4 protein-coding genes are annotated in these 2,557 nt (G+C 57.8%); all 4 read right to left on the bottom strand.

The features are described from left to right. On the bottom strand, positions 1-521 hold a 521-nt coding region (locus ABGA94_RS19060), incomplete at its 3' end, for a hypothetical protein (protein WP_375367929.1). Between the two features lie 48 nt (positions 522-569). Next, positions 570-1,622, bottom strand: a complete 1,053-nt coding sequence (cgtA, locus tag ABGA94_RS19055) for an Obg family GTPase CgtA (RefSeq protein WP_069139083.1) — start codon at positions 1,620-1,622, stop codon at positions 570-572. A gap of 177 nt (positions 1,623-1,799) precedes the next feature. Then, entirely contained in the window at positions 1,800-2,063 is a 264-nt protein-coding gene (rpmA, locus tag ABGA94_RS19050) for a 50S ribosomal protein L27 (RefSeq protein WP_005415704.1), read from the bottom strand. A gap of 18 nt (positions 2,064-2,081) precedes the next feature. Continuing rightward, entirely contained in the window at positions 2,082-2,390 is a 309-nt protein-coding gene (gene rplU / locus ABGA94_RS19045) for a 50S ribosomal protein L21 (RefSeq protein ID WP_005408557.1), read from the bottom strand. Positions 2,391-2,557: the final 167 nt, after the last annotated feature.

Raw genomic sequence — 2,557 nt, 5'->3', positions numbered from 1 at the left:
AAACAAAAAATCACGCAAAATAATAACAAAGATATTAAATTCTCATACAGAACTGACATACCTATCTTATTAACTATTAAGGACATACATTTGTCTGAAAACCATTCGGCCAAGAACAAACTAAGTGCATGCTGAGTACTATTAAATAACATTCTTTGTATCGGTGAACGACGATGCAGGTGAATAATTAGCGTGACGAGTACAATAGCAACAATAGTTATATGGATTCCAAACTGCCAACTCATAGCGTAAATTATCGGAAAGGTAAGCGAGCTAGTTCCTCTCCAAAATCTTACAGGAAAATACTCAGCAATCCCCATAAATAGTAACAACACTATTAGTATTGTTGGATGAGAAGGGATTTTAATTTCAAGTAAAGATATAGTTATAGTAACCAAACCAAGAAAAGAAATAAAATAAAGATAAGAACTAGCAATCTTTTCTCTCATAAAGATAGAATTTACATCTTTCAAAACAACCCCTTCTTTCCTTATAAAAACTTCATTTTCTCTATTATCCAACAAAAAACCCGGCCGAAGCCGGGTTTTCCGCATGGAACCACAACGCCATCATTGCGCGTCGCGGGCTTCCTGCTCTTCTTCTTTCTGGCGATCGAAGAAGGCCATGATCCGGCTCATGATCGGGAAGGTGCCTTCGCGACCCAGTGCGGAGACCAGGAACCACGGCTCCTTCCAGCCCAGCTCGGCAACGATCTGCTCGGCCGCGGCCTGCGCCTCGTCTTCGAACATCAGGTCAGCCTTGTTCAGCACCAGCCAGCGCGGCTTTTTCAGCAGTTCCGGATCGTGCTTCCCCAGCTCGCGCTCGATCGCACGCACCTGCTCCACCGGCGAGATGCCGTCCACGCCACCTTCCATCGGCGAGATGTCCACCAGGTGCAGCAGCAGGCGGGTGCGCTGCAGGTGGCGCAGGAACTGCGCGCCCAGGCCGGCGCCATCGGCCGCGCCTTCGATCAGGCCGGGAATGTCGGCGATCACGAAGCTGCGGTGGTTCTCCACCTTCACCACGCCCAGGTTCGGGTACAGCGTGGTGAACGGGTAATCAGCCACCTTCGGCGTCGCCGCCGAAACGGCGCGGATCAGGGTGCTCTTGCCAGCGTTGGGGAAGCCCAGCAGGCCGACATCGGCCAGCAGCTTCAGCTCCAGCTTCAGCGTGCGCTCCTCGCCCGGCTCGCCCGGCAACGCCTGGCGCGGCGAGCGGTTGGTCGAGCTCTTGAAGTGCATGTTGCCCAGGCCGCCGCGACCGCCCTTGGCCACCAGCAGGCGATCGCCGTGCTGGGTCAGGTCGCCGATGACTTCATCGGTCGCCACGTTGATCACCACGGTGCCGACCGGCACGGTGATGGTCAGGTCTTCGCCACCCTTGCCATAGGCCTGGCGGCCCATGCCGTTCTCGCCGCGCTGCGCCTTGAAGATGCGGTCATGGCGGAAGTCGACCAGGGTGTTCAGGTTTTCGTCGGCGCGGATGTACACGCTGCCGCCCGCACCGCCGTCGCCGCCGTCCGGGCCGCCGAGCGGAATGAACTTCTCGCGACGGAAGCCAATGCAGCCGTTGCCGCCGTTGCCGGCGAACACTTCGATTTCTGCTTCGTCTACCAGTTTCATTGTTTCGATGCCTGCGATGGGCGTGGCCTGCAGGCCGCCGCCTTGAATGTTATGCCTGCCGATGGCCGGCAGCCCGGCCTGGCCGGTCTTGCTTCAACTCTAACGAAAAGCCCCGCCGAAGCGGGGCTCTTCATGCAGCACTCCCATGCCGGGGCACGGGTGCCGGCGATGCCTGGATCAGGCGTCGGCCGAGACGATGCTGACGGTGCGACGCTTCTTGGCGCCCTTGACCGAGAACTCCACCTTGCCGTCCACAAGGGCGAACAGGGTGTGGTCACGGCCCAGGCCAACGCCCGAACCCGGGTGGAACTGGGTGCCGCGCTGACGCACGATGATGTTGCCGGCTTCGATGGCCTGGCCGCCGAAGATCTTGACGCCCAGGTACTTCGGGTTGGAGTCGCGACCGTTGCGCGAGGAGCCTACGCCCTTTTTATGTGCCATGACTGCTTCTCCTGATGCTTAGCCGGCGATGCCGGTGATCTCGATTTCGGTGTAGTACTGACGGTGACCCTGACGCTTCATGTGGTGCTTGCGGCGACGGAACTTGATGATCCGGACCTTGTCAGCACGACCCTGGGACAGGACCTTGGCGGTGACGGCAGCGCCCTTCAGCGCATCGCCCAGCTTCACGCCGTCGCTGTCACCCAGCATCAGGATGTTGTCGAACTTGATCTCGCTGCCGACTTCGACTTCGAGCTTTTCAATGCGGAGCTTTTCGCCCTGCGCCACGCGGTATTGCTTACCGCCGGTGACCAGTACTGCGTACATGACCAGGCCTTCCTCTGTAGTTATTGTGGTCTGAGCTGCCGCCATCGAGGGCGGACAGGAGCGGGATTGTACGCAGATCATCGGGCGCGGGTCAAGTCAACCCCTGAACGCCGCAGGGGGCGGCGTCGGAACGGGGTCAGATCCCTTTTCACCCCGTGAAAAGGGAT

Origin of the sequence: Stenotrophomonas sp. 3diitr2024 (genome assembly GCF_042136455.1) — a bacterium.
Classification (GTDB): Bacteria; Pseudomonadota; Gammaproteobacteria; order Xanthomonadales; family Xanthomonadaceae; genus Stenotrophomonas; species Stenotrophomonas sepilia.
This window is presented reverse-complemented; position numbering and strand designations above follow the sequence as displayed.